The organism is Flavivirga jejuensis (assembly GCF_030540765.1).
GTDB lineage: Bacteria > Bacteroidota > Bacteroidia > Flavobacteriales > Flavobacteriaceae > Flavivirga > Flavivirga jejuensis.
In genome coordinates this window covers 215,144-235,150 of the sequence record NZ_JAUOEL010000007.1, presented here as the reverse complement: position 1 = coordinate 235,150, position 20,007 = coordinate 215,144, and the positions used below count along the sequence as shown (strand labels likewise).

Here is a 20,007-nt window from a genome sequence, read left to right as displayed (position 1 = left end):
TAATACAATAATAATAAGTCACTTTCTGTATTGGAAAGTAACTTACTTTACTCTGTTTGTTAAAGTATTGACTTTATAAATTTTTATCTTCCTCCCGCTCCGTAAATACCTATAATAAGAAGCTTTTTCTATAATTTCAGCTCACACAGCACAGGGTTTAAATGAATATAACCTAACTTAGATCACATAAATTTGTGTAAATATATTTCCTCTACATGATTTCCATATGCCAAAATTGATAGTTGGTATTTTATGCGTTTCTGTAACTTTTTTAAATCTTTCTAGCATCCATTCTCTTCTACTTTCGGGTTCGTTTTCTATTTTTTCTAATATGCTTCTAGCTGTATTTTTTTTAATCTCTTATTAAATCTGATAGTTTACCGTCTTTAGATTGTATGATTATATGTATATGATTGCTCATAATAACATAACCATACAAAATCATGCCTTTATTTTTTGTGCAGAACCCTAAACAATCAATAACAATATCTTTATAAGACTTTCGTGTAAAGACATCTATCCAAGCTACTACTGTTACAGTAATAAAATGTATTTTTTCTTGATCTCATATAATGTAACCATTATACTCTTGGTTGATTAATGTTCCACTAAGTTGAGAGACTTTGCGGAGCGGGGGCTATAGAGTTCCTTTTTTATCATTTTGTTGGTTTTGCGCAACGATTAACGTTGTGTGAGCAGTTAATTAATGTTTTTTGGCTTTGCTAGCCCTAAAGACAGAAAGTCAGTTAATCTCTCCCATGATTTATTATATTTTGGGTATTTTTCAGGGATTAATAGATCTATTTGATGAAGGATTGTAGCTAGAAAGCTTATGGAAAAAATTATACCGCTAATTTTAATTAAAAGCGGGTTTTCAATTAAATTAATGGCAACCGGTATTAACAAAAGAGCTGTAATAAACCAAAAAGAATAAATTAGCAAGGGATATTTTCGTTCAAAAGCCAGAATTAAAAAACTAACAATTAGTGATATTATAATTGAAGAAAAGACATGAAATATGTTTTCTGAGTTGTTTAACAAAATGTGTTGAATTGTCTTATCAATAAGTTTGCTTATATAAATGGCGATTAGAGGATTAAATAAAATGAGGAATATTTTAAAATAATATATCAGAATTTTTTTCAAATGTTTAACCTTAGATTTTTCAGTAATATTATTTTTGGAATGGAGATAAAAATAATTGGATATCGGATAGAACAATAATTCTAATTGAAATATTATGTAAATCATGCTTAACCCAATAATAATTAGGCGTACCAAATTTACTTGGTTTAAGTGTAAAACGAAAAAACTTGGTAAGGAAAATAATATCGCCTTTATAATTAGAGATTTATTGTTCATTTTTTGTTTAATTACTTACAATGGTTTTGTATAATAATAGCGCGTTTTATGCGTGAGTATTTTCTGAATAAAAATCAAACAAAACAAAATTACATTAACTTTTGATAAAGCACCAACTACTGCATTATTTTACGGTGTTAGCTGCAGTTTTATTTGGTTTTAGTCGTGTCCATTTTTTTTAATTGTTCATTTTCAATTCATCACTCCGCAAAGTCTCCTGACTTTGAGGTCACTATAATTTCAAAAATATTCATATAAAACTTTTATTTTCAGTACTAATTATATTTTATAATCTTCTTTCTAATTCTATATTCTTGGTTGATTAATGTTCCGCTAAGTCGGGAGACTTTGCGGAGCGGGGGTAATTACTTATAGTCATTGTGACTGTTGCACAACTCAAAATTTTTAGGAAATCATGCGTTTTTAATTTTCAAACGATTGTTAAGTTGTTGATTATCAATATTCATTATTTTTAAAGTTCTCAGAAACAACCTAATTCAGTCAAAAAAAGTAGTTGTGCAACAGCCACCAATGTTGTGCTTAGTTTTTTAAAGTTTTTAGTCAGCTTATTCTGTTGTATTATTTTTCCAATTGAGTACGGTATTCTTCCTCCTTCCACTGCAAACCCAATTGTTCTAATGTTGAAAAGGATTTTATTATTCCAAGGTATAATTATGAGTTTTAAACCTTTTTTATAAAATAATGTCGGTAGAAATGTTGAGTAGTAATTTGAATTTTTTGTCAATGGAATATTATGTTTTTTAAAATATTCCTTAATAATTTGTTGGTTAGATTCTTTATCTAAATTAGTGATGATTAATTTTAATTTTTTCTCGATTTTAAAACTTAAATATGTCAATAAAATCAGTAATAAACCAACAAAAAGTCCAATCCATTTAATTAATGGACTAAAAGATGTTTTATCGGTAATAAAAGGTAATAAAAGTATTCCAAAAGCAAGAGTTACTCCAACTCCAGGAAAAAATCCGAAGTATTTATCTTTGTCGAGGTCATCGGACAAAATTTTATTGGAATCAATTATTTTCTCTACTTCCTTTTCGGTCATTTGGGTAAATTAAGCACAACAATTGTATAACCACAATAAATAGTGATCCAATTGTGGTTATATCGTTTATACATGCAATGTATTACTTTTTAATAAAGTATCCAATGGACTTATAATGGTCTTATTGTTAATTTCAATAGTTGTGGTATAAATTTCTGTCGTTTTTGGCGAACAATGACGAATATTTATGTTGTTTTCAATACAATGTGTTGCAAACCAATGGCGCAATGTATGTACTGTTGCCCATGGGTTCAAATTAGTATCGTTCACGACTTTTCTAAATATGGCTCTTATGCTAATGGTACTGTATTTACATCTTGTTTGTCCTTCAAATAACCCAATAGCACGGATTTTTAATCCGTGATTCATTATCTTAAACATAACCCATTATATGAAGCTTTCACCTCACTACAAAAGCCTTCTTTTATTTATTTACGGGCACGGAAAACATTTCCGCGCTAGCGGGTTGGTATTTCTGTTATGCGTTTCTGTAACTTTTTTAAATCTTTCTAGCATCCATTCTTTTCTACTTTCGGGTTCGTTTTCAATTTTTTCTAATATGCTTTTAGCCGTGAATTTTTTTTAATCTCTTATTAAATCTGATAGTTTACCATCTTTAGATTGAATGATTATATGTATATGATTGCTCATAATAACATAACCATACAAAAGGATGCTTTTATTTTTTGTGCAGAACCCTAAACAATCAATAACAATACCTTTATAAGACTTTCGTGTAAAGACATCTATCCAATCTACTACTGTTGCAGTAATAAAATGTGTATTTTCTTGATCTCGTATAATGTAACCTTCTTTCAAGTTTTATATTCTTGGTTTGTTGATTTTCCGCTAAGTCGGGAGACTTTGCGGAGTGGGTTAATGATTACCTTTGTTATGGGCTGTCATTCACATTATAATATTTATTCCAATATTTTCGAATAACGTCTTCGTCGAATCTATAATACTTCTTGAATTTCGTATAACAGTTTTTGATTTTAATATTGACCTCGATGTCTCTAGAGCCTCTTGATTCATTTAGACTTGATATTAATTTAATATTATATGAATTTATTTTTTTTGATTCCTCAAGTTTATCTTTTATAATAAACCCACGTAAAAATGAAAGCTCTTTATTGCCAAAATGAGAACCTTTATATAAATACATTTTAGTTTCTCTTATTGAATCTCGATAATCTCTATAGGTGTATTTAATGCCTTCAATGTCACCAAGTGACCCATCATATTTAGTCGAGAATCGATCATCATTAGCATTGCCATTTATTTCAATTTTATCTATTCGTCCTTGGTTGTCCCACAAAATATTTTCTATTATAAGTTTAACTACTTCACCAAAATTTTCTAGATCATGTTTCCATGTTGTGTTGGACTTAGCTCCAGGGAAATATCTGTGAATAAATCTAAAAGTAATTAGAATATCGTCTTTGTGCAATGAATCCCTGCGCAATTCAGTTCGTATTTTTTGAGGTAAACCTATTTTCTCATCACTGATTCTTTCTAAAGCAAGAAGAATATTTTGTTCTACCAATTTGGTGTAATTAGTATCTTTTTTGATTAGAAAACGTGCTGTTTTATTAATGAGTGATTCTTTAGTTTGTGAAGAGTCAAACAATATTGACTGAAGAAATGTGTGCAGTTTTTCATTGTCACTTCTTTCCTTGGTTATGAATGAGTTTTGTATTGTACCTTGAAGTATTGAATGGAAGTATTTAGTCTTGAATTGATCTAAACTATCCGAATACATCTTAATATTATAGTCAATTTCATTTTTGAAGTTTTCAATTTCTGCTCGTTCTATTTCTAAAGATTTTCGTTCAAGACTAAATTGTTGCGACCTTTCATCATACGACCCAGCTTTGTACAAAATGAACAATGAAAAGATTGTGAGAATTGCAGGTATTAATACAGATATGAACTCACTTCGTTTATACCATGGTGTGTTAATCTTATTTTCAAGTTGACTTATCTCGAGAATTAATTTATTCCTTTCAAGGTCTTCGTTGTTAGTTTCTGACATAGATAATCTTAATTATTGTTTTTGGATATCCTGCCCACTCCGCAAAGTCTCCCGACTTTGAGGTAACTATGATTCCAAAAATATTCACATGAAGTTTTCATTTTCAATACTGATTATATTTTGTGATTTTCTTTCAAATTTTATACCCTTGGTTGATTAATGTTCCGCTAATTCGGGAGACTTTGCGGAGCGGGGATCGTTCGTGCTGATCACATGAACGCTTAGTTACTTTACATTTTTTCGCTATAAGTTATTATTTACACGATTTCTTAGCTCTTTTAATTTAACTAAAACGAAATCTTTGTCAATTTTTTCCGTTGGACAATTATGTTTATAAAAATCAACTTCATTCACAATTACAGTTGGTTTTATATTGTCAGATTTATTATAGTTTTTAACTACTGTAGCTGCAAAAGTATTTTGTTCTACCACGGATTGGTGGTAATCTCCTTTCTCAATTATGTAGGTGTTTCCTGTGTTAGTCCAAGAGATATTTTTCTTTTCTATATTAACTGATTCATTTGTTGATACTAACTTAGACCCCGATTTTGAATAATGAACTTTATATAATTTTGTTTTAGAAATAGTTTTTTTTTCTATTGAATATGCTTCACATCCTACTTTACCGGACACTACTAAGCTTTCTATATTATAAATATGATTATGGATAGGATGCTTCGTTTTATTTGAACTTCTAGTTTCTTTTGGCCATATATGTAATCGATAATCATTTTTTTTGCCTTGAATTAATTTAATATAAATAAATCCAAGAGGATGCCATTCAGCGCAAATATTATTAATATCGTCGATTAGAAAGTCTAATATTTTAATCATATTAACTTTAGAATATGAATTGAATAAAGAATAAATAATATTATTCATATGGAATAGATTTATCATTTACCAATAATGCAATTCTATCATTATCCGCACTTGAAAAGTTTTCATTAAAATTGAGTTCTTTTAATATTTTTTTAATGTTATCTCCTGTGACTTTTCCTATTTTATATTTAACATTCAATTTTTTAACTACATCAGATGCTTGTTGTTCTGTTACAGTTAAATCTCCTTTATATGCTCTATAATGATTAGAATCTTTATGAAATTTTAAACCTGGTGATTTTTGGTCGTCTTTTGTTAGTATTCCTGAATTTGTGCTAATATCTATTCTATCAGTTGAGAAGAAATCTATCAGATATATAGAAATATCTAAAAATGCGTTATTACTTTCATATATCGAACAAACTACGATTGTAGCATATAAATTGATTTTAACTTCTTTATCGTCCCAATCTGTTTTCTTTTCGGAATTATTTACAGTATTTCGTAAATGAGCGTGTATTTTACATAACCTTTCGTTTTGAGGATTAAGAATCTGGGCCTTTACTGTTACGGCAGTTCCGTCTGTTGCTACTTGGTGTAAACGAGGAATGACCGCTGTTCTTAAATACCTTCCAAATCCACCTCTGAAATACCATTCGTTAGGATTCTCTTTAAGTACAGATTTAAAGTATTTATTAAACTCTCTAGAATGAAGGAATTCAGCACCATCCTTTGGGTCTACCTTTGGTGTTACATAGAAAATCATAACCCCAATTCCAATAGTTGTAATAATTGTTGCCACAAGCCCTTCTATCACATCAGATATGAAATTATACCAATCGGGGCTTTCAGTTGTAGGCTTATTAAAAATATAAAATCTAATTAGAAGTAAACAAATTAAAATTGCAGTACTAGATATCCAAAAGAATCTTCTTAAGTATTTATTTTTTAAAATTTGATTCATAATGTTTGTTTAAATGTTCGTTAAGGGACATCCTTTACAAAAGTTAAAGATTAAACTTTACACTAAGTTAGTTTCTAACCTTCTTTCAGGTTTTATACTCTTGGTTGATTAATATTCCGCTAAGTCGTGAGACTTTGAGGTCACTATAATCCCAAAAATATCCATATAAAACTTTCATTTTCAATACTGATTATGTTTTATAATTACATAAAAAAGAAACATAAGGGTGGTAAATAACATCACAAATGTTTTGAGTAATGTAAAAACAAAATCAAGCACAAATTTAATCCCCTCATCATTTTACACATACTACGATTTAGCCTTCGCTCCAATAGCTAATAACAAAACACCCTCACAACCCTCAACCAAACACCAACACCTAAAAACCACAAAACACACCCTAAACTTTTTATTACAAATCCCCTACAAAGTCATATCTAATTCAATATTTTTGCCAGTAAAACGTATAAAAATAAAATGCAGAACCTACACCCTATAATGCTAGTTGGCACTGGTTCAGATGTTGGTAAAAGTTGGATAACAACAGGAATTTGTAGATGGCTTAAACAGAAAGGATATCAACCAGCGCCTTTTAAGGCTCAAAATATGTCTTTAAATAGTTTCTCAACACCAGATAACCTTGAAATAGGAAGAGCACAAGCCGTACAAGCAGAAGCATGTGAAATTCCTCCAAGGGTAGAGATGAACCCTATATTATTAAAACCGTCATCAGTAAACAAATCACAAGTGGTCTTACATGGTAAACCTATAGGCAACCAAACAGCTCAAGAGTACTTTTTAGGCGACGACAAAAAGCATCTTTTCGAAGAAGCCAAAAAGGCGTTTCACCAATTAGCTGCAAAATATAACCCTATTGTAATGGAAGGAGCAGGGAGTATTAGTGAACTCAACCTAAAACACAGAGATATAGTAAACATGCGCATGGCAGAAGCAGCAAACGCCTGTGTTTATTTGGTAGCAGACATTGATAAAGGCGGTGTGTTTGGTAGTGTATATGGCACTATTGAGTTGCTCGAAGATTGGGAACGAAAACTGGTAAAAGGGATTATTATTAATAAATTTAGAGGAGATCCAGCACTATTTATAGAAGGTAAAAAAAAATTAGAAGAGATTACGGGTTTACCGGTTTTAGGCATTATGCCTTACGCTAAAGATATTATTATAGAAGAAGAAGATTCGGTTGCGCTTGGTTCAAGAGCGGTAACTTCCAGAGCTAATAAATTAAATATTGCTGTAGTAAAATTTCATTATATGTCTAACTACACCGATTTTCAATCATTAGAACAAGAACCATTAATCAATCTTTATTTTACAAGAGATCCAGAAGAATTAAAAAAAGCAGACATCATTATTCTTCCAGGAACAAAAAATACGATTGAAGATTTAATAGCCTTAAAATCTGATGGATTGGCAACAGTAATTAAGGAACAATACAAACACATTCCTATTATTGGAATTTGCGGTGGCTATCAAATGCTAGGAAAATCAATTGCTGACCCTTTTTCAGTTGAAAGTAATACGACTTTAGAAAAAGGTCTGAATATTTTTGATATAGAAACCACACTTTCAAAAACGAAACAAACCGTACAACGTCAGTTTAAATTTAAAGACTTAAAGGCGATTTGTGAAGGTTATGAAATTCACATGGGAGAAACAAATGTTCCAAAAAACAAACATTTAAACGTTGTAAATAACAAAGAAGAAGGCTATTTTGACGGAAATAAAAGTTGGGGAACCTATCTTCATGGGATTTTTGATAACCAAGACGTGGTTACTGAATTACTTCAAGTAAAATATCCAGATGCTAAAGCTAGAAATTACAAATCATTTAAAGCTAAGCAATTTGACAAATTAGCAGATTGGATTGATGAAAATTTAGATATGGCAACCATTTTAAAAAATAGCATGGAACAATGTTAAACGGACATGGTGATGACCTTCATTTGATAGAAGGAAAAATAAAACACAATTTTAGTTCTAATGTGTATTATAAAGGATGCCCTTCAGAATTAACAGAAGCCATTTTAAGCAATATTCATCAAATTCAAAATTACCCTTCTCCTGTTGCTAATGAGCTTAATGAGTTGGCGGCTAAAACATTTCAATTAAGCAATGATCAGTTTTTATTTACCAATGGAGCAACCGAAGCCTTTTACCTAATAGCTCAATTATTTTCTAATAAGAAAGCGACTATTGTAGCTCCTACTTTTTCAGAATATGAAGATGCATGTAAAATTTTTAAACTCAATTACAAGTTAATTGCACGAACAGATTTAGGGAACACAGACACTGACCTCGTGTTTATTTGCAACCCAAATAACCCTGACGGAACAGTTTTTTCAAAAAAAGAATTAGAATTTTTGTTTAAGCAAAAACCAAATACCACATTTGTTATTGATGAAGCGTATATTGAGTTTACCAATAGTATTGATTCTATCATGTCACTTACTGAGAATTACAGTAATGTAATAGTGGTACGTTCTTTAACCAAAACATTTACAATTCCTGGGTTACGTTTAGGCTATATCGTTTCAAGTACTTCAAATATCGTGAAGCTTTTAAATTTAAAAATGCCTTGGAGCGTAAATTCATTGGCTATAAAAGCAGGTGAATTTATTTTTAACAATTATAAAACACTTCAGTTTAACGCTTCAGAATTACTAACAGAAGCTGCAGTTTTTAAAAAACAACTCGATCAATTAGAAGGATTAAACGTTTGTGAAAGTAATACACCCTATTTTTTAGTCCGATTACAAAATAAATCAGCCAAGGAATTAAAGGAGTTCCTGATAAAAAAACACCAGATACTTATTAGAGATGCCACCAATTTTTCTCGATTAAAAGGCGAGTATATTCGAGTCTCTACCCAAAGTAAAAAAGCTAATATCAAACTTATTCAAGCCTTAAAGGAATGGCTTTAAATACTATTTACATATTAATTAGTGCCTTTTGCTTAGATCTGCTTTTTGGCGATCCTAAATGGATGCCACATCTTATTGTTTTCTATGGAAAAGCCATTGCTTTTGGTGAAAAAATATGTAACAAGGGGAGGGGTAAATTACTAAAAGGGATACTTTTATCTATTGTATTAATAAGCGCCGCTTTTGTAATACCGTTATTAATGATACAATGGCTAAATTCTAAGGGTTTTACTATCCTTAGTATTTTATTTTCAATAGCTATGTTATTTTATTGCTTGGCAAACAAAACATTAATACAAGAAGGAAAGGCTGTTTTTAAAATACTAAAAGATGAAGGTTTAGACGCCGGACGCAAACGTTTATCTTGGATTGTGGGACGGGAAACTAACAACTTAAACGAACAACAAATACGGATAGCCACTTTTGAAACGATGTCTGAAAACTTAAGTGATGGCGTCATTGCCCCCTTGTTTTATTTTGCAATTTTGGGAATCCCAGGTGTAATGGCTTATAAAATGATCAACACATTAGATTCTATGATCGGATACAAAAATGATCGCTATATTTTGTTCGGAAAATTTGCCGCAAAACTAGATGATGTCGTTAATTACCTACCTGCTAGAATTACTGCTTTTTTAATAGTAATTGTTCAGTTTAAATTAAGAGGCATTTTCTTTATTTTAAAAGAAGGAAAAAAGCACAGCAGTCCAAATGCAGGCTATCCAGAAGCCGCATTAGCCTATGTTTTAAATTGTCAATTTGGAGGTCCCAATTACTATCATGGTAAATTGGTTGAAAAACCATTTATAGGAAGTAATAATCGTGAAATTAAACACGAAGAAATTAAAACAGTCAGTCAAATTAACTACGCAGTAAGTACTTTGTTTTGTATCTTAATTATTGCTGTGTTTTTAGTCCTTTATAATGCATAATCTTCAAAAAAAATACATTATTACTGGCGCTCCAGGTACTGGAAAAACGACTTTGATAAAACTTCTAAAACACAACGTACCATGTATGGACGAAGTGTCTAGAAAAGTAATTATTGATGAACAAAAGCATGGACGAAAAGGCATGCCTTGGCAAGACATCAATCGATTTACCAATCTTGTTTATAAAATAACAAATGAAGCATTATCAAACAGTAAGGCACTAGTTTGTGATCGTTCTTTACTAGATTTGGAAGCCTACTTAACCGTTGCAGAAAAGGAAATTCCAAAATACTTAAAAACATTTCCTTATCATGAAACCTATCATAAAAAAGTATTTTTTGCTCCAACTTGGTTCGAGATTTATTGTAAAGACGGACAACGATTACAAGAATTTGATTATTGCCTCAAATTAGAAAAGACTCTTTTAGAATATTATAAAAAAAGAGGGTTTGATATTATTATGCTCTCAAAAACAACTCCTTTAAAAAGAATAGAATTCATTTTGAATTTAATCCTTTAGTTCAAAAAAAAATGATACATTCGTAGCGCTTTTGGTTTCTTATTTTTTTATTAAAAAAAATAGAATTAAAAGGGAATTTGGTGTAAATCCAAAACTGTTCCCGCAGCTGTAAGCTCTAAAAAAGCTTTTAACATTAAAAGTCACTGTTCTAAAGAATGGGAAGACGTTAAAAGTAGAGTAAGTCAGAAGACCTGCCTAATGCACAACATAATTTAAACTTTCGGGAATAAAAGTTAAAGTGTTCGATAGCCCAATTTCTGGGTTCCTTACTCTTCATTTTTATTTCTTTATAAAAAGTAAGATGGGGAAAAATATAGCCAATACGACACATACCTTTTTCTTTTGTGATGGAGGTTCTTGTAAAAAAGCAGGAAGCGAAGAAGTTGTAAGAACAGCAAGAGCTTATTTGCGCAACAATGAGCTTTGGAACAACACACACACCATTAAAACCAGATGCAATGGAAGGTGTGAAGACGCTCCTACATGTATAGTACACCCAGGAGAGTTTTGGTATAAAGAACTGACTCCAGAAAAAATAAATCATATCGTAAAAGGACATATAGATAATCAATGTCCAATTGAAACCGAATTATTATATCGAAATGGTTGGGAAAAGCAAGCTTCAAATAATGAAAGAGCCCCAATAAAACCAAAACCTTTTGAATTAAAGGATGATGAAGAATTAGGTGAATGCTATATGACTAAGGGGTTTAGCTCAGATCAATACCTATATCCACTATTCTTATACCTGTTCGAAAACCCACAAGGCGTAACACTTCATATCCCCAACCAAAATTCAATTCCGTTTAAAGAAATATGTGCTGTAGACTATTCCAAAGAGCACATACTTGAATTGGTTACTAAAACAGATAGTATCCCATTAACTATCGCCGCAGTTCCAAAAGACAATAAAGAATTGCAGCAATCAAAAATTTCTGTTACAGAATATTTTCATCAAAAGGAAACCCAACAAACGGGGATACGTTTCAAGAATAAATTTGGAAAAACTTTAGGGAAAATTTCCATCAATTCAAATGAAAGTAATGCCTGGAACTATTGTACAAAAATTCAGTTACTAAACACAAGCCCAATCGTGTCATGAAGAAACAAATTTCTATACTAGGATTAGGTTGGTTAGGTTTACCACTTGCTTTAGAACTTCAAAAAAAAAGGTACTCAATCAGTGGTTCTGTCTCAGCGTTAGACAACCTAAAAGCCTTTGCAAAGCATACGTTTCCTACGACAAGAATACACGTTACATCGGATACAATTATTGGTGATTGGGATGCCTTTATATACGAAGCATCTACCATAATCATTAATTTCCCTCCAAAGCGAATTGAAAATATTGAAACTATCTATCCGCTTCAAATCCAACAAATTATTCAACGCACACCCAAACATATAAACATCATTTTTGTTAGTTCCACTTCTGTATATCAAAATACAAATCGTTTAACAGATGAAACAGAACGTTGTCAGCCAGAAAAAGCTTCTGGTATAGGGGTCTTAAAAGCAGAGCAGTTATTGCAAGCGCATTTTGGGAGTAACTTAACCATTTTACGTTTGGCAGGATTGATCGGTCCACAACGACATCCAGGACGGTTTTTGGCAAACAAGAAACATTTGAAAAACCCAAATGTACCTGTCAATTTAATTCATCAAAAAGATGCGATTGGATTAATTGAGTCCATTATAGAACAGCACTATTTCGGAGAAATTATCAATGGATGTGCAGATGAACATCCTAAACGGAAAGCATTTTACGAAAAAGCAGCTTTAGAACTGGAGCTACCAGCACCTATTTTTGAAGACACAGAACATGAAAGTTATAAGCTAGTTGGCAATGCAAAATCAAAAAAAGCACTTCATTTTGAGTATGAATATGCAAACCCAGAATGGATTTTCTCAAAAAGTAAATTGCCAGAAATAGCTATTGTAGGGGCGGGGCCAGGAAATAAAAACTTATTGACCTTAAAAGCATTTCATGCGCTTCAAAATGCAGAAGTAATATTACATGATAATTTAGTTTCAGATGAGATTTTAGAGATCAATACCCAAGCAGAAAAGATTTATGTAGGCAAGAAATTTGGCGATGCAGAAAGTCAGGAAAAGAGGCAGAACAACATCAATGCGTTAATGAAGAAGTATTGTCTGCAAGGCAAAAGTGTTGTTCGATTAAAATCTGGCGATCCATATATTTATGGTAGAGCTGCCGAAGAAGTTCGCTATTTAAAACAACACAAACTACCTTTTACAGTAATCCCAGGGATTTCAGCAGCATTAGCAGCGGCCAATACCGTTAATATTCCCATTACGGAAAGAGGACAATCCAATGCCATTTTAATTTGTACAGCGCATACTGCCGATTATTCTACAGCCCAATTAAACGGCATTGCCGAAATGTTAAACGCTGGTAACACTTTAGCACTTTATATGGGCTTAAAAAGCTTGGATAAAATTGTTCCTAAACTAATGGAAGTATGCAAAAATCCTAATATCCCAGTGAATGCCATTTCTAATGTTTCAAGAGATAACGAGGTATTGCTAACCTCAACATTAAGAGGTATTGAAGAAGATGTAAAAAAACAAGAATTACAAATGCCAGTAGTGTTTTTAATAGGCGTAAAACCAATTAATTAAAACAATGAAAAAAGGAATTTTACTTTGCGGACACGGTAGTAGAACCAAAACGGGAACCGCTGCGTTTAAAGAACTGGTTGGCATTCTGCAAGCACGTTATTCAGACTACGAAGTAGATTATGGTTTTTTAGAATTTAATCACCCCGTTTACGAAGCATCCATAGAGCGGATGTACCAAAAAGGCATTCGTGAGATTTACGCTTTGCCCATTATTCTTTTTGCAGGTTCTCACGCCAAAAATGATATTCCATATGAAATGAACACCATACAGGGATATTATGACGATTTAACCATTAAAATGGGGAAACACCTTGGTGTCAATTCCTTTTTATTAGAATTAGCCCAAAAAAGAATATTAGAAGAAGAAGAAAAACACGAACCTATTGATAGAAGAGAGGTCTGTTTAATGGTTGTTGGGAGAGGCACAACCGATCCTGATGCCAATTCAGATGTACATAAACTGGCTTGCATGTTGGGTGAAGGCATGGGTTTTGGTTTTACAACGGTTTCATACAGTGGTACCGCTTACCCCAATGTTACTCAAGGATTAGAGCTAACAAGTAAAATGGCATTTAAACGCACCATAGCCATTCCTTTTTTCTTTTTTACAGGCATTCTTTTAGAACGCATCTATAAACAAGTACGCGATTTTAATGAAAGCTCACCGCTCCAATACATTTACACAAAGGCTTTTGGAGTCGATGAACTCATTCTAAAAGCTTTTGACGAACGTTTGGACGAAGCCATTAACGGTACCGCAAATATGAATTGCCAATTATGTAAATACCGCAAGCAAATTGTTGGAGTAGAATCTGAACAAGGAAAAGAACAAGTTGGGCATCACTTAAATGTAAAAGGGGTATTGTTTGAAGAAGATGAAAAAGTTGGACAAAAAAACAGTGTCCTTTCAAAAATAAAAAAAGGATTAGGTATATGACAAAAGGCAAAATATACGGCGTATCATTAGGTCCAGGCGACCCTGATCTCATCACTTTAAAAGGATTAAAAATCCTGCATAAAGTAGATAAAATCTATTATCCAGGATCCTTATTTAAAAAGGGTAGAAAAGCTAGTTATTCTCGCGCTATTCTAAACCATTATGAATTAGATTCAGCAAAACTAGAAGGGTTTTATTTAAAAATGGACTTGGAAAGAGAACAAGCTAAAACCATTTATGAAACCACATTTCAACAAATTTTAGCAGATTATAACAAAGGCTTATCTATCGCTATTGTTAGCGAAGGCGATATTAGTACCTACAGCTCGTTTTCCTATCTATTGGAAAAAATTAAAGCCCACCAATTAACTATTAATTTAATTCCAGGCATTACATCGTATTTGCATTTGGCTGCAGAGAGTGCCATGCCTTTATGCTTACAAAACGAGAAAGTAGTTGTTATTCCCCGTGTGCAGAGCAAAGAAGAGCTGAAAGAAGCAATTAATTATTTTGATACTGTTGTTTTGATGAAAATAAAATCTGTTATGGATATTATTGAATCTGCAACAAACGAAGACAAGCATCACATAACCTACGCAGAACGTTTAGGAACACAAGAGCAGTTTATTACAAACCATTGGGACACTATTAAGCAAAGAGAGACACCTTATTTTTCTCTTATTATCATAAAAAATAAATCTATTACTAAATGAAAATTACCGTTACAGGCTTAGGCCCAGGAGATAATGCTTATATATTGCCTGTTGTGCAAAGTGCATTACAACAAGCAGAAGTAGTTATTGGTTACGATTATTATTTTCAGTTTGCAAAACCGTATTTAAAAACGGATGCAGAATTAATTTCGATGCCATTAGGACAAGAAGAAGGCCGTGCCGAAGTCGCCATTAAAAAAGCAAAAACTGGTAAAAATGTTGTGGTAATAGGTTCTGGAGATGCCAGTATTTATGCTATGGCAAGTATTGTTTACGAAATGGTTTCTAAAGGAGACGATGAGTTAGACGATCTTGAATTAGAAACCCTACCAGGTGTTTCGGCATTTTTAGCAGCAGGAAGTAAATTAGGCGCTCCGTTGGGTCACGATTTTTGTTGTATTTCTTTATCCGATTTAATGACGCCCTGGAACATGATTGAAAAAAGAATTAGAGCAGCGGCCATGGGCGATTTTGTTACTAGTTTATACAATCCAAAAAGTAAAAAAAGACATTGGCAATTAGGACGATTACAAAAAATATTTTTGGAAGAACGTGCGTCTTCTACACCAGTAGCCATTGTTAGGCATGTAACGCGCCCAGAAGAAGACATTAAAATCACAACCTTAGAGGCATTGAATCCAGACGATGTCGATATGTTTTGTTTAGTGATGATTGGTAATTCCCAAACCTATCAATTTAAAAATTATTTAATTACCCCAAGAGGCTATCTTAACAGAAAACCACACACAGGTAAAGAAATTCAACAAGAAAGCTTTAGGATTGTTACAGAACATATTAAAGACCTTTCCTTTTCTGTTGCCGATAAATGGGCCATTACCAGAATAATTCATACCACAGGAATTTTAGAAGATTTTAATCATTATGCCGCAACACCAAATGCTATCGAAAACTGGCACAACCATCTTAAAAATGGTGGAGAAATAGTAACAGACGTTACTATGGTGAAAGCAGGAATAACAAAAGCATTCATTAAAAAATACAACACCAAAGTACATTGTTTATTAAACGATGAAGATGCCCAATTATTAGCAAAAACAGAAAACATAACCCGATCGCAAGCAGGTATTAGAAAAGCCATTGAGCAATACCCGAATGCCCTTTATGTTGTTGGAAACGCCCCGACAGCATTGTTTGAAATTATTGAACAGCTAAGAGAAAATAACAGGTTTAAACCAGCAGGTATTGTTGGTGTGCCAGTTGGGTTTGTTAACGTTTTAGAAGCCAAAGAACAGTTGTCTCAAACCAAAAACACCCATTGGGCACTTATAGAAGGTAACAGAGGCGGTAGTAATGTTGCCGCGGCGATTACCAATGCCGCATTTACTTTAGAAGAAGCTTCAAACTATTTTAAATCTTAAAAAATGAACAAATTCACTTCTGAAAATATTGAAACACTAGAGCAAATAATATTGGCTCGAAGAGATGTGAGAGGGAATCGTTTTATCGATAAACCAATAACACAAAAGGATTTAGATAAAATCTTATTTGCTGGCGTTAATGCCCCATCAGTTGGTTTTTCTCAACCATGGGAATTTGTGATTATTAAAGACTTAAAAATTAGAAATAAAATAAGGGATAGTTTTTTTGAAGAGAATGAAAAAGGTAAACAACTTTTTGAAGAAAAAAAAGCAAATGCATATACACAGTTAAAATTAGAAGGTATTATAGAATCTGCGCTCAATATCGCTGTCTTTTACAAACCAAGCAACCATCCCGTTTTAGGACAAACCTCAATGAAGGAAGCAGGCGAATATTCCGTGGTCTGTGCCATTCAAAATATGTGGCTTATGGCACGCGCTTTAAATATAGGATTGGGCTGGGTAAGTATTCTAAATACTCAAAAAATTAAAAACATTTTAAATGCACCAGAAGATAGGCAACTAATAGGTTATTTATGTTTAGGACATGTCGATAAATTTTATGAAAACCCAGAACTAGAACAGTTACAATGGGAAAAGCGCAAGCATATTAATGATGTGGTGATAAAAGAATCGTACCAATAAATGAATGTACCTAAAGCACATATCGATTTTTATCTGGTTGGAATAGGGAATCATGCTGTTCCAAAATGGGATGATGCTATTTTGGCATTGGTGCAACAATCCACTGTCTTTTCAGGAGGAAAACGTCATTACGAATTAGTGAAACCGTTTTTGCCCGCAAAGCATTCTTGGATAGAAATTTCAGGGAAGATGGAAACCCTCATTCAAAAATATAAAACAATTCATTTACCCATAATTGTATTCGTTTCTGGCGATCCATTCTTCTATGGTTTTGGGAATACCTTACAACGTTTATTACCGCATGCAAAACTAAAAGCATATCCCTATTTCAATAGTATTCAGTTACTCTGTCATAAAACAAAAACCAACTACAACGCACTAAAAACAGTATCAGTACATGGTAGAGATTGGTCGGCTTTAGATAGCGCTTTAATTGATAGAAGTGAGTTAATAGGGGTGTTAACAGATGCTAAAAAAACACCAGCAGCAATAGCCAAACGCATGTTGCAATATGGTTTTGATAATTATTCAATAACGATTGGCGAAGCTCTGGACGGAAATAATGAACACATAGAAAAACTCGATCTATTAGCCTGTACCAAAAAAGAGCACGACCGCTTAAACTGTGTTTTATTAAAACAAATAACACCAAAAGACAAACCCTTTGGTATTCCAGACCATGCTTTTGTACCATTACCTAATCGGGCAAATATGATTACCAAAATGCCTATTAGATTAAGTACCGTTAGTGCTTTACAACTACAAAATAAAGGGGTGTTTTGGGATGTAGGGTCTTGTACAGGATCTGTAGCTATTGAAGCCAAGCAACACTTTTCACATGTAAAAATTATTGCCTTCGAAAAACGAACAGAATGTGAAACCATAATTCAACAAAACACAGAACGTTTTTCTACACCAGGGATTGAGATCGTTATAGACGATTTTTTCAATCTAAATTTAAAAGATTATCCAACTCCAGATGCCGTTTTTATTGGCGGACACGGAGGTAGACTAAAAGAATTAATTCATACCATTCATCAGTTAAATCCATCTGCTCGTTTTGTTACCAATGCCGTAAAAGAAAGCAGTACCAACACATTTATAGAAGAGTTTACAAAATTGAATTATACGATTAGCACGACTGTCATTCAGGTAAACGAACACAATAAAATTAGCATTCACACAGCAGAAAAAAGAAATAAATGAAAAAAATAGCCATTATAGCAGTTACTGAAATAGGAGTAGAAAAAGCGCTTGTTATTCAGAAAGAATTTCCAAAATCATTGGTTATTACCACCTTGCAATCAAACAACGATCATGTATCGACCATCCCATCTATTTCAGACTATCTATCCGAAAATTTTTCGAAGTTAGGCGGTATTTGCTTTGTAACCGCTTTAGGTATTTGTGTGCGTTTAATTGCACCACACCTTAAAGATAAAAACACCGATCCTGCTGTAATTTCTGTTGATGATCTGGGCTTAAATGTACAATCGGTACTAAGTGGTCATAAAGGAGGTGCAAATGATTTTTGTTTAAAAATAGCCACCATTTTAGGAGGAAAGGCTATTATATCGACCTCAAGCGATGTTCAGGAAATTTGGGCTTTAGATACCATTGGAAATCAATTTGATTGGCAAACAGAAAGTTCGGTATCCATGAACACCATCATGGCCTTGTTTGTAAACAACAAACCAACTGCCTTACTTTTAGATATTAAAGACAAAGGCACCGAACATTTGGAAAAAACGATTCCAGGTTTTGTGACTGTTTTTTATGATGAAAGTGCTATTGATTTTTCTCAATTCGAATTATTCATTACAGTAAGTTACAAGATTTACGATGCCACAATTCCAAGCTTGTTTTTTATTCCAAAAGTACTTTCGGTTGGATCTGGATGTTCCAAAAAATTAGATCCATTTCTTTTTCAAGAAACCTTAAAATCAGAACTAAAAACAAGAGGTTTAAGATTTTCTGCCATTAAAAATTTCGGTTCAATTGATATTAAAGCAGAACAACAAGCTTACCTAGATTTTAGTACAAAAAACAAGATTCCGTTTCGCACATTTACTTCAGAAAAAATAAACACTGTTTCTGTGCCTAACCCAAGTGCCGTGGTACAATCTAAAATTGGAGTAGATGGGGTATCAGAATCTTGTGCCATATTACTCTCTGGAAATAAAAATGTATTGGTTGAAAAGCAAAAAATACATTTAGACAATAATGAAAAATTCACCTTTTCTGTTGCCTTAAATACCCATGCAGAACGAAAAACATCCATTGCCATTATTGGAGCAGGCCCTGGTGACGAAGAACTCATCACCGTAAAAGGGAAATACTATTTGGAGCAAGCCGACTGTGTGCTATATGCAGGGAGTTTAATCCCCGAAGAAATGACCGATTGGTGTAAAGCAGGAGCTGTAGTTCGTAATTCGGCAATGATGACGCTCGAAGAACAGGTCTCTTTAATGCAAGAACATTATAAAAAAGGGAATGCCATTGTGCGTTTACAATGTGGCGATCCGTCTTTGTATGGTGCTATTCAAGAACAAATGACCATTTTTGACGAACTGGGAATGGATTATTTTATTGTACCCGGTATTTCTTCATTTAGTGCTGCGGCCGCAGTTTTAAAATCTGAATTTACTATTCCAGAAGTCGTACAATCTATTGTTTTAACTAGGGGAGAAGGTAAAACGCCTATGCCGCCAAAAGAAAGTATTGCTGCCTTTGCAGCCACAAATGCGACCATGTGTATTTTTTTAAGCGTAGGTATTGCAGCCAAAGTACAAGCACAATTATTAGAGCACTTTGATCCGGAAACTCCTGTGGCTGTCATGTATCGGATCACTTGGAAAGATGAAGAAATTTTTGAAGGAAAATTAGAAAATCTGGCACAAATTGTAAAAGACAGTAAAAAAACAAGAACCGTATTAATTGTGGTAGGGCATGCTATTGGAGCACGTAAAAACAGATCACAATTATACAGCCCAGAATGGAAACATATTTTTAGAACCAATAAGAAATTTGTAATAACAGAGTAATAC

18 protein-coding genes and 1 riboswitch are annotated in these 20,007 nt (G+C 32.8%); of the genes, 12 read left to right on the top strand and 6 right to left on the bottom strand.

Features of this window, described 5'->3' with window-relative positions; translation table 11 throughout:
- Nucleotides 1-1,843 precede the first annotated feature (1,843 nt).
- The 6 genes from Q4Q40_RS18660 to Q4Q40_RS18635 form a co-directional block, all read right to left on the bottom strand.
- Nucleotides 1,844-2,428 carry a hypothetical protein gene (locus Q4Q40_RS18660; protein ID WP_303303498.1) on the bottom strand — a complete coding sequence of 195 codons (585 nt, stop codon included), beginning with the start codon at nt 2,426-2,428 and terminating at the stop codon, nt 1,844-1,846.
- Nucleotides 2,429-2,494: 66 nt separating this feature from the next.
- On the bottom strand, nt 2,495-2,797 hold the full coding sequence (locus Q4Q40_RS18655) for a tyrosine-type recombinase/integrase (RefSeq protein ID WP_303303497.1): 303 nt from the start codon (nt 2,795-2,797) through the stop codon (nt 2,495-2,497).
- A 213-nt stretch (nt 2,798-3,010) separates the two neighbouring features.
- On the bottom strand, nt 3,011-3,247 hold the full coding sequence (locus Q4Q40_RS18650) for a hypothetical protein (protein ID WP_345027233.1): 237 nt from the start codon (nt 3,245-3,247) through the stop codon (nt 3,011-3,013).
- A 73-nt stretch (nt 3,248-3,320) separates the two neighbouring features.
- Nucleotides 3,321-4,463 carry a DUF874 domain-containing protein gene (locus tag Q4Q40_RS18645; RefSeq protein WP_303303496.1) on the bottom strand — a complete coding sequence of 381 codons (1,143 nt, stop codon included), beginning with the start codon at nt 4,461-4,463 and terminating at the stop codon, nt 3,321-3,323.
- A gap of 243 nt (nt 4,464-4,706) precedes the next feature.
- Nucleotides 4,707-5,345 carry a hypothetical protein gene (locus Q4Q40_RS18640; protein ID WP_303303495.1) on the bottom strand — a complete coding sequence of 213 codons (639 nt, stop codon included), beginning with the start codon at nt 5,343-5,345 and terminating at the stop codon, nt 4,707-4,709.
- Nucleotides 5,338-6,249 carry a hypothetical protein gene (locus Q4Q40_RS18635; protein WP_303303494.1) on the bottom strand — a complete coding sequence of 304 codons (912 nt, stop codon included), beginning with the start codon at nt 6,247-6,249 and terminating at the stop codon, nt 5,338-5,340. Before Q4Q40_RS18635 ends, Q4Q40_RS18640 begins: the two co-directional genes overlap by 8 nt.
- A 477-nt stretch (nt 6,250-6,726) precedes the next feature.
- Here Q4Q40_RS18635 and Q4Q40_RS18630 point away from each other — a divergent pair, with 477 nt between their 5' ends.
- From Q4Q40_RS18630 to cobM, 12 genes are all read left to right on the top strand, one after another.
- Nucleotides 6,727-8,190 (top strand): cobyric acid synthase, encoded by a 1,464-nt coding sequence (locus Q4Q40_RS18630; RefSeq protein ID WP_303303492.1) that lies wholly within the window; start codon nt 6,727-6,729, stop codon nt 8,188-8,190.
- Nucleotides 8,184-9,191 (top strand): pyridoxal phosphate-dependent aminotransferase, encoded by a 1,008-nt coding sequence (locus Q4Q40_RS18625; protein WP_303303491.1) that lies wholly within the window; start codon nt 8,184-8,186, stop codon nt 9,189-9,191. The genes Q4Q40_RS18630 and Q4Q40_RS18625 overlap by 7 nt, the downstream gene beginning before the upstream one ends.
- On the top strand, nt 9,182-10,123 hold the full coding sequence (cbiB, locus tag Q4Q40_RS18620; protein ID WP_303303490.1) for an adenosylcobinamide-phosphate synthase CbiB: 942 nt from the start codon (nt 9,182-9,184) through the stop codon (nt 10,121-10,123). The genes Q4Q40_RS18625 and cbiB overlap by 10 nt, the downstream gene beginning before the upstream one ends.
- Entirely contained in the window at nt 10,116-10,643 is a 528-nt protein-coding gene (locus tag Q4Q40_RS18615; RefSeq protein ID WP_303303489.1) for an AAA family ATPase, read from the top strand. The genes cbiB and Q4Q40_RS18615 overlap by 8 nt, the downstream gene beginning before the upstream one ends.
- 15 nt (nt 10,644-10,658) lie before the next feature.
- Nucleotides 10,659-10,856, top strand: a riboswitch (cobalamin riboswitch).
- An 88-nt stretch (nt 10,857-10,944) separates the two neighbouring features.
- Nucleotides 10,945-11,745, top strand: a complete 801-nt coding sequence (locus tag Q4Q40_RS18610) for a (2Fe-2S) ferredoxin domain-containing protein (protein WP_303303488.1) — start codon at nt 10,945-10,947, stop codon at nt 11,743-11,745.
- The gene (gene cobA / locus Q4Q40_RS18605) at nt 11,742-13,286 is read left to right on the top strand and encodes a uroporphyrinogen-III C-methyltransferase (RefSeq protein WP_303303487.1); all 1,545 of its coding nucleotides are present in this window, start codon (nt 11,742-11,744) and stop codon (nt 13,284-13,286) included. Before Q4Q40_RS18610 ends, cobA begins: the two co-directional genes overlap by 4 nt.
- Before the next feature lie 4 nt (nt 13,287-13,290).
- Nucleotides 13,291-14,223: a sirohydrochlorin chelatase gene (locus Q4Q40_RS18600; protein WP_303303486.1), complete on the top strand. Its 933-nt coding sequence runs from the start codon at nt 13,291-13,293 to the stop codon at nt 14,221-14,223.
- A complete protein-coding gene (gene cobI / locus Q4Q40_RS18595; protein WP_303303485.1) occupies nt 14,220-14,936 on the top strand; it encodes a precorrin-2 C(20)-methyltransferase in 717 nt (238 codons plus the stop codon). Before Q4Q40_RS18600 ends, cobI begins: the two co-directional genes overlap by 4 nt.
- Nucleotides 14,933-16,315: a precorrin-3B C(17)-methyltransferase gene (gene cobJ / locus Q4Q40_RS18590; RefSeq protein ID WP_303303484.1), complete on the top strand. Its 1,383-nt coding sequence runs from the start codon at nt 14,933-14,935 to the stop codon at nt 16,313-16,315. The genes cobI and cobJ overlap by 4 nt, the downstream gene beginning before the upstream one ends.
- A 3-nt stretch (nt 16,316-16,318) precedes the next feature.
- Entirely contained in the window at nt 16,319-16,960 is a 642-nt protein-coding gene (gene bluB / locus Q4Q40_RS18585) for a 5,6-dimethylbenzimidazole synthase (protein ID WP_303303483.1), read from the top strand.
- Nucleotides 16,961-18,166, top strand: a complete 1,206-nt coding sequence (gene cbiE, locus Q4Q40_RS18580; RefSeq protein WP_303303482.1) for a precorrin-6y C5,15-methyltransferase (decarboxylating) subunit CbiE — start codon at nt 16,961-16,963, stop codon at nt 18,164-18,166. It abuts the gene before it with no gap.
- Complete coding sequence (gene cobM / locus Q4Q40_RS18575) at nt 18,163-20,004, top strand: precorrin-4 C(11)-methyltransferase (RefSeq protein WP_303303481.1); 1,842 nt, start codon at nt 18,163-18,165, stop codon at nt 20,002-20,004. The genes cbiE and cobM overlap by 4 nt, the downstream gene beginning before the upstream one ends.
- Nucleotides 20,005-20,007: the final 3 nt, after the last annotated feature.

What these genes read in the sequence shown, in the direction of transcription:
- Q4Q40_RS18660 (WP_303303498.1), bottom strand. Translation starts at nt 2,428, where the DNA reads ATGACCGAAAAGGAAGTAGAGAAAATAATTGATTCCAATAAAATTTTG.
- Q4Q40_RS18655 (WP_303303497.1), bottom strand. Translation starts at nt 2,797, where the DNA reads ATGAATCACGGATTAAAAATCCGTGCTATTGGGTTATTTGAAGGACAA.
- Q4Q40_RS18645 (WP_303303496.1), bottom strand. Translation starts at nt 4,463, where the DNA reads ATGTCAGAAACTAACAACGAAGACCTTGAAAGGAATAAATTAATTCTC.
- Q4Q40_RS18640 (WP_303303495.1), bottom strand. Translation starts at nt 5,345, where the DNA reads ATGAATAATATTATTTATTCTTTATTCAATTCATATTCTAAAGTTAAT.
- Q4Q40_RS18635 (WP_303303494.1), bottom strand. Translation starts at nt 6,249, where the DNA reads ATGAATCAAATTTTAAAAAATAAATACTTAAGAAGATTCTTTTGGATA.
- Q4Q40_RS18630 (WP_303303492.1), top strand. Translation starts at nt 6,727, where the DNA reads ATGCAGAACCTACACCCTATAATGCTAGTTGGCACTGGTTCAGATGTT.
- Q4Q40_RS18625 (WP_303303491.1), top strand. Translation starts at nt 8,184, where the DNA reads ATGTTAAACGGACATGGTGATGACCTTCATTTGATAGAAGGAAAAATA.
- cbiB (WP_303303490.1), top strand. Translation starts at nt 9,182, where the DNA reads ATGGCTTTAAATACTATTTACATATTAATTAGTGCCTTTTGCTTAGAT.
- Q4Q40_RS18615 (WP_303303489.1), top strand. Translation starts at nt 10,116, where the DNA reads ATGCATAATCTTCAAAAAAAATACATTATTACTGGCGCTCCAGGTACT.
- Q4Q40_RS18610 (WP_303303488.1), top strand. Translation starts at nt 10,945, where the DNA reads ATGGGGAAAAATATAGCCAATACGACACATACCTTTTTCTTTTGTGAT.
- cobA (WP_303303487.1), top strand. Translation starts at nt 11,742, where the DNA reads ATGAAGAAACAAATTTCTATACTAGGATTAGGTTGGTTAGGTTTACCA.
- Q4Q40_RS18600 (WP_303303486.1), top strand. Translation starts at nt 13,291, where the DNA reads ATGAAAAAAGGAATTTTACTTTGCGGACACGGTAGTAGAACCAAAACG.
- cobI (WP_303303485.1), top strand. Translation starts at nt 14,220, where the DNA reads ATGACAAAAGGCAAAATATACGGCGTATCATTAGGTCCAGGCGACCCT.
- cobJ (WP_303303484.1), top strand. Translation starts at nt 14,933, where the DNA reads ATGAAAATTACCGTTACAGGCTTAGGCCCAGGAGATAATGCTTATATA.
- bluB (WP_303303483.1), top strand. Translation starts at nt 16,319, where the DNA reads ATGAACAAATTCACTTCTGAAAATATTGAAACACTAGAGCAAATAATA.
- cbiE (WP_303303482.1), top strand. Translation starts at nt 16,961, where the DNA reads ATGAATGTACCTAAAGCACATATCGATTTTTATCTGGTTGGAATAGGG.
- cobM (WP_303303481.1), top strand. Translation starts at nt 18,163, where the DNA reads ATGAAAAAAATAGCCATTATAGCAGTTACTGAAATAGGAGTAGAAAAA.